Annotated in this window: 8 protein-coding genes; 1 reads left to right on the top strand and 7 read right to left on the bottom strand. The window is 70.3% G+C overall.

Features of this window, described 5'->3' with window-relative positions:
* The 3 genes from BN1197_RS00525 to sigE form a co-directional block, all read right to left on the bottom strand.
* Window positions 1-422 (bottom strand): IS110 family transposase (locus BN1197_RS00525; RefSeq protein WP_040155191.1); only part of this gene is annotated, 422 nt, incomplete at its 3' end.
* Window positions 423-732: 310 nt separating this feature from the next.
* Window positions 733-1,104 carry a twin-arginine translocase TatA/TatE family subunit gene (locus tag BN1197_RS00520; RefSeq protein ID WP_040155259.1) on the bottom strand — a complete coding sequence of 124 codons (372 nt, stop codon included), beginning with the start codon at window positions 1,102-1,104 and terminating at the stop codon, window positions 733-735.
* 165 nt (window positions 1,105-1,269) lie between these two features.
* Entirely contained in the window at window positions 1,270-1,899 is a 630-nt protein-coding gene (gene sigE, locus BN1197_RS00515) for an RNA polymerase sigma factor SigE (RefSeq protein ID WP_040155239.1), read from the bottom strand.
* Between the two features lie 150 nt (window positions 1,900-2,049).
* Here sigE and BN1197_RS00510 point away from each other — a divergent pair, with 150 nt between their 5' ends.
* On the top strand, window positions 2,050-2,685 hold the full coding sequence (locus BN1197_RS00510; RefSeq protein ID WP_040155238.1) for an O-methyltransferase: 636 nt from the start codon (window positions 2,050-2,052) through the stop codon (window positions 2,683-2,685).
* 71 nt (window positions 2,686-2,756) lie between these two features.
* On the opposite strand, the gene BN1197_RS00505 is transcribed toward BN1197_RS00510, so the two are convergent.
* From BN1197_RS00505 to BN1197_RS00490, 4 genes are all read right to left on the bottom strand, one after another.
* The gene (locus BN1197_RS00505; protein WP_040155237.1) at window positions 2,757-2,936 is read right to left on the bottom strand and encodes a DUF3117 domain-containing protein; all 180 of its coding nucleotides are present in this window, start codon (window positions 2,934-2,936) and stop codon (window positions 2,757-2,759) included.
* Between the two features lie 238 nt (window positions 2,937-3,174).
* The gene (locus BN1197_RS00500) at window positions 3,175-4,590 is read right to left on the bottom strand and encodes a hypothetical protein (protein WP_245851765.1); all 1,416 of its coding nucleotides are present in this window, start codon (window positions 4,588-4,590) and stop codon (window positions 3,175-3,177) included.
* Between the two features lie 235 nt (window positions 4,591-4,825).
* Window positions 4,826-5,215, bottom strand: a complete 390-nt coding sequence (locus BN1197_RS00495; protein ID WP_052465803.1) for a DivIVA domain-containing protein — start codon at window positions 5,213-5,215, stop codon at window positions 4,826-4,828.
* A gap of 79 nt (window positions 5,216-5,294) precedes the next feature.
* Window positions 5,295-6,038: an LOG family protein gene (locus BN1197_RS00490; RefSeq protein WP_040155236.1), complete on the bottom strand. Its 744-nt coding sequence runs from the start codon at window positions 6,036-6,038 to the stop codon at window positions 5,295-5,297.
* Between the last annotated feature and the right edge of the window lie 27 nt (window positions 6,039-6,065).

Raw genomic sequence — 6,065 nt, 5'->3', positions numbered from 1 at the left:
ATGAGGGCTTCGCGGTGGTCCACCAGCAGGCGGATATCACGCTCTGCGCCGTCCAGGCGGGCCACCGGCAGGTCAGGTTCGCGTAGTGCCGCGCGGGCCACGGCCAAGGCATCAATGGGGTCGGACTTGCCGTAGCTGCGGGCGCTGTCGCGCACGTGGGCCATGAGCTTGGGTGGGACACGCACCAGGTCCTCCCCGGCGGCGAGCAGGTCTGCTTCCAGTCGCCGGGTCATGTGCCGGCAGTCCTCGATGGCCCAACGGCGATCGTGCCCGGCCGGGGTGACCTGCACGGCCCAAGCGAGGGCCTGCAGATGCTCGCTGGTGGTGGTCCCGATGGTGCGGGTCGCGATCTTGCGGCCCAGCTCATCGACGGCAACGATCGTGTGAGAGCGCTTGTGTGCATCGACACCGAACGTGATCATGGGAAGTGCCCTTCCTGGCCGTGAATCGGGTGGGGTTCACGGTCCGGCCGGTGGGCATATCCCAGTCAGGATGCGCCGATCACGCTCCTCTCAAGCCACGCCGGTCGGGCCGTGGTGTCCCGGCGAGCCGCACTACGGACATTAGCCACGAGGGCAGAGCGCAACAGGAGCGAACCCACCGGAACACCCCCAAGCCTTCCACTGGGAGCGTCAAAGCCAGGTGAAAACGCCTGTCCGAGCGTCGAGGCCAGGTGAAAACGCCTGTCCGAGCGTCAACGCCAGGTGAAAGGGCCTGTTCGAGGGTGTCAGTTCAGGTGGCGTCGGTGTCGAAGGGGACGGGCCGAGAGGGGTCGTAGACGGCCGGAACTCGGGGCGTCGTGGTGCGCGGCTCGCTCGCGTCGCCACCGGAGGTCGTGTCTGCGTCGCCCTCGTCGTCGAGAGGCTCGTTCAAGGCATCGCGCACGATGCGCCGCGGGTCGTACTGCCGCGGGTCGTAGGCCTTCCAGTCGATGTCGTCGAACTCCGGGCCCATCTGCTCACGAAGCTGGTTGCGTGCCCCGTCGGCCATCTTGCGCAGTTCGCGGATGTAGTGCCGGGTCTTGGCGAGCACCTCGGGTAGACGTTCGGGGCCGATGAGCAGAAAGGCCAGCACGAGGATGACGACGAACTCTCCCCCACCCACCTCGTGCTCCTCTCGGCTGCCGTGTGCGTCCCGCCGGCGGATCGCCCGGGCGACTCGACGCACGTCAATCTAAGCATCGACGTTCGTCGCCACCAATCCGCCCCTGTCCGGCATCGGTCCGCGCCGCGACAAGGCCTCGAGACGCCCGCGGCTCGGGCGCGCGGGTCAGTGCGAGAGCGCAGGAACGCCGACCGCCGGCAGGCGCGTGGCCTGGGATCGCGCAGAGGTCGGCGCACGGTGGGCGAGCGACTGCCGAAGCAGCGCCCGGCCACGGTGGATGCGCGATCGCACCGTGCCGAGCTTGACGTCGAGCGCTGCCGCGGTCTCCTCGTAGGTGAGCCCTTCGATGTCGCAGAGCACGACGGCCGCACGAAACTCCGGCGACAGTGCATCGAGCGCACGCTGCACGTCGTCGTCCAGCCGGCTGTCGGCGTACTGCTGCTCGGGCCCGCGATCGGCACTCGGGAGCCGGGCGGCCGCGTCGTCGGCGAGCGCGTCGAACCGGATGCGCTGTTTGCGACGCATGCGGTCGAGGAAGAGGTTGGTGGTGATGCGGTGCAGCCAGCCTTCGAACGTGCCCGGGCGATAGCTGCCGAGCGAGCGGAAGACACGCACGAACACGTCCTGCGTGAGGTCTTCGGCGTCGTGCTGGTTGCCGGTGAGCCGGTAGGCGAGTCGATAGACGCGCGCCGAGTGCTCACGCACGACCTCCTCCCAGGACGGCTGGACCCACGCCTCGTCTCCCGCGGTCTCACCGGCGGCGGGAGAACGATCGGCGTGAAGGGAGGTGGCCACGTCGGTCCTTAGGCAGGAGGTCGGCCCCCGGGCTACGGGAACCTCTGACGGTCGCCATTCTCCCGAGCGAACCTGAAGGGACGCTGGACACCTCCCCCGGGCCGGCCGACTGGTACCCGACCTGGGCCGTCACCCGACTAGGCTGCCCCCATGAGCGTGCAGAAGCCGGCGAGCTGGATCTACACCGAGGACTTCCTCACCGAGCCCCCTGCCGTCGAGGCCGCCCGGCGCCGAGGCGAGGAGTTGGGCTGCACGCCGGTGCTACCCGGAGTCGGCGGTGCACTGCGCCTGCTCGCCGCGTCGGTTCAGGCGCACACCGTCGTCGAGATCGGCACGGGCGCGGGCGTCTCTGCCCTGTGGCTGCTCGACGGAATGCCGGCAGACGGAGTGCTGACGACGATCGACATCGAGGCCGCACACCACCGCGCGGCACGGCAGTCGTTCTCGGCGGCCGGGTTGGCGCCGCAGCGCACCCGCATCATCACGGGTCAGGCGCTCGACGTGCTCCCCCGGCTGGCCGACGGCGCCTACGACATGGTCGTCGTCGACGGCGACAAGCGCGAATACCCCGCCTACGTCGAGCAGGCCCTGCGCATCGTGCGCATCGGCGGCGTCGTGGCGGTCGACAACATGCTCTGGCACGACAAGGTCGCCGACCCCGCCGCGCGGGACGAGACCACGACCCTGCTGCGCACGCTCGGCAAGCGGCTGCGCGACGACGAGCACCTGCAGACGACGCTCCTGCCGGTCGGGGACGGCCTGCTCGTCGCGGTTCGCAAGGCCTGAGACGAGCACGCAAGGAGCCCCGCCCGAGACCGGGCGGGGCTCCTTTGCAGTGCCGGCGTTGCCGGGTGCGATCAGCGCGAGGGAACGGCCTCGCACCCGTCGATGGCGGCGCCGAGTTCAGCGGCCTCGTCGGGGGTCATCTCGACCACGAGGCGACCACCGCCTTCGATGGGCATGCGCAGCACGATGCCGCGCCCCTCCTTGGTGACCTCGAGCGGACCGTCGCCGGTCCGCGGCTTCATCGCGGCCATGGATACCCTCTTCCTTCTGAACCGGAGCGCGGACGTGGGGCAGATCGGCTCTGGACCTTCTTCCCCAACACCGCCTAGTATCTCCCAGCCCTGCGCCCCGTGGGAAATCACCTTGCCGAAGCGGCACGTTCGGATTCTCGCGTCAGCGCCCGGAATCCCCCACGAAGACGCCGGGGAAGCTCCACCCGGGACCGCAGGAAGGACGCTTCGATCGCCGACTCCCGGCCGGGTGCACGGGTCACGGCGGGGTGTCGGCGGGCGGCGTGAAGTGCCAGATGACGTCGATCCACCACCACTGCAGCGCGAGGTTGATGACCACCCCGGCGGCGAGGATCCACCACAGCCGTGGACTGTGGCGTTCGGCGACGGTCGCACCCCCGGGCTCCTGCGGCGGGTCGACGCCGGGGATGGGCCGCGGTGCGCCGAATCCCTGTCCGAGCAGGACGACCGCGATGGGGAACTGCATGAGCATGTACCGGAAGATGCTCGTCGAGGGGTCGAGCGAGGCGAACAGGTACAGCGCGTAGCCGAACGACCAGGCGCGCAGCTCGGGGCCCAGGGCGCGGGCCCAGGGGCCGAGGACGAGTCCGAACGTCAGCAGGACGACGGCGACCAGTCCGAGGGCGGCCACGGCCGGGCCGGCGTCGAACCGGTACGCGGCCATCCAACGGAAGAGGTTCCACCACGGCTCGAACGGCTGGATCTCGGGCACCGCGCGCCACGCGGCCATCGTGTCGGTATAGGCCGTCGGTACGCCCGTACCGAGCCAGGCGAACACCGGCCAGATGAGGCCGGAGAGTCCGCACGCCACCAGCGCGGCGAACATCTTGACCCACTCGGCGACGGTCACCGGCCGTTCCCGACGCCGCCGCCAGCGCATGAACACGCAGACCACCCCGACGAATCCGAGCGGCAGCGCGATGGGTCGCGCGAGGCCGGTGAGGAAGGCGACCGCTCCCGCGGCGAGCCATCGCTCGCGGGTGAGGTAGTAGAGGACGCCGCAGAGCATGAGCGTGGCGATCGACTCGGTGTAGGCCACCTGCAGCACCGGCGCCGCCATGAACGTCGCCCACAAGGTGACGCCGGCGACTGCGACGCGTGGGCCCACGCGGTCGCGCAGGAGGATCGCGATGAGGACGGCGGCCGCGGCGCCGACGAGCAGCGACAACGTGGCTCCGACGACGGCGAAGCTGCCGCCGGTGATCTGCATGAGGAACCGCGTGAGATACGGGAACAGCGGGTAGAACGCCCACGGGCTCTGCCAGAGCCGGCCCGTCTCGGTGTCCTTGGGCATCACCGAGGGATAGCCGTCCTCGACGATCTGCCGATACCAGAACGCGTCCCACAGCACCGTCATGCGGTTGTAGGGCTGGCCGTGCTCGGCGACGTTCCAGGTGACGTCCTGCTGCCAGGTGCCGACGATGACGAGCATCACGGCCGAGACGAGCCGGGCGACGAAGTAGATCGCGAGGACGCCGACGACGAAGGCGCGTGGCCGCTGGTACCACTGCTGTCGAACCTGCTGTCCGACGCGGGTGGCCACCGATGCTCCGGATGCCTCGCGCACGGACGGAGCCGTGACCTCGGCCGGATGCAGCGAGGGTTCACCGGGGTGAAGCGCGGGCTCGGTGGCCGCGTGGGCCTCTTCTCTCATCGGCGTCCTCCGAGAGACGCCGGGCACGGGGCGGCGTGCGCCATCAGTTCCCTTCCGTCGGATCACGGTCGGGACGCTCCGCGCGCACGAGGATGCAACCGGCCCGGGCGTGGCCCGGCGGTCGTTCCCCGATGGCGCCAGGAGCGATGCGGTGCGAACGCACCCGATCCCGACGAATAGCGACCACTGTACCCCCGCGACGCACGCCCCACCCGAGCCGAGCGGTGCGCCGGGATCATCGCAGCTCCGGACCCTCGAGACGCGGCCGACCCGCCTCGCGCGTCGGGTGCAGGTCGACAGGCTGCGGCGCTCCCGCGCCGCCGAGTCCGAACGGCGGCTCCACGGGGCGGACCGAGCGACCACGATCACCCTCGAGTTCGGCGATGCGCCGACGCAGCCGTTCCAGCGCGGCGTCGACCTGGTCCATGCGGTAGCCGCGCAGTGCGGTGTCGAAGCGCAGGTCGTCGACGTCACCGGCGTGCACGACGCCGTCGGGCAGCTCGTGGCCGCCGGCGCTCGAGACCGCCTCGGAGGGCTGTACCGACATGCGAGCGAGGCCGCCGAGGCACAGGGCGACGGCCAGGCCGATGACGACGAGCACGGCGACGGCGATGAAGACGGTCACCCGACGATGGTGTCATGCCGGGACCGTTGCGGCAGAGACCCGCGGTCCTCGGGCGAAGCACCAGCGGCGAAGCCGCGCCTCACTCCGGGCGACGGGCCCGTCGTTCGTCGCGCGCGGTGCGGATGATGCGGGCCGCCTCGCGCGGGTCGTCGGTGAGGTGGATCATGTCGACGTCGGCGGCGCGGATGGTGCCCTCGGCAACCGCGACGTCGCGCAGCCAGGCGAGCAGCCCCTGCCAGTACGTCGCGCCCATGAGCACGATGGGGAACGACGTGACCTTCTTGGTCTGCACGAGGGTCAGCGCCTCGAAGAGTTCGTCGAACGTGCCGAACCCGCCCGGCAGCACGATGAATCCCTCGGCGTACTTGACGAACATCGTCTTGCGGATGAAGAAGTACCGAAAGTTGACGCCGACGTGCACGTACTGGTTGAGCCCCTGCTCGAAGGGAAGCTCGACACCGAGGCCGATCGAGGTGCCCCCTGCCCGGTCGGCTCCCCGGTTGACGGCCTCCATCGCGCCCGGGCCGCCACCGGTGATGACCGCGTAGCCCGCCTCGACGAGCGCCTCGCCCACCTGCTCACCCAACTCGTACATCGGATGGTCGGGGCGGGTGCGGGCCGAGCCGAAGACGCTGACGGCGGGGCCGATCTCGGCCATGGCGCCGAAGCCCTCGACGAACTCCGCCTGGATCCGCATGATGCGCCAGGGGTCGGTGTGCAGCCAGTCGGCACTGCCCGCGTTGTCGAGGAGGCGCTGATCCGTCGTCGTCGTGGGGACGTGGTGCCCCCGAAGCGTCACGGGTCCTCGCTGGTAGGCGTTCATCCAACGAGGTTAGAGGACGCCCCACCT

Origin of the sequence: Mobilicoccus massiliensis, from assembly GCF_000826525.2 — a bacterium.
GTDB lineage: Bacteria > Actinomycetota > Actinomycetes > Actinomycetales > Dermatophilaceae > Mobilicoccus > Mobilicoccus massiliensis.
Note: the sequence above shows the minus strand (reverse complement) of the source record. Positions and strands in the feature narration are given on the sequence as shown.